Consider the following 289-nt stretch of genomic DNA (forward strand, 5'->3'; position numbering starts at 1 on the left):
TCCTCAGTCGCATCGACGCTCGAGAACAGCGCCTCCAGACGGCCCGGATCGGCGAAGGCCCCGGGGTTCTCGCGGGCGATGTATGTCATCAGGTCGGCGTCGCGCACGTAGGTGCCCACCACCGATTCCAGGATGCTGCGATCGATAGCATCCATATCTGTCGTCTGGCCGATCTGCAGCCCCGGCGCCAGGGACAGCACCGGCTCGCCGTCCTCGTCGACGGAGAACACCCCCAACACCACGCCGTCGACGAGGGCCGATGCGGCCGCCTCCCCATCGGCGAAGCGGC

At 68.2% G+C, this 289-nt stretch carries 1 pseudogene; it reads right to left on the reverse strand.

The window, feature by feature from the left end:
- Positions 1 to 289: pseudogene (locus tag NE591_RS15425) on the reverse strand (hypothetical protein); the annotation flags it as partial.

This window comes from Adlercreutzia sp. DFI.6.23, from assembly GCF_024462535.1.
Classification (GTDB): domain Bacteria; phylum Actinomycetota; class Coriobacteriia; order Coriobacteriales; family Eggerthellaceae; genus Adlercreutzia; species Adlercreutzia rubneri.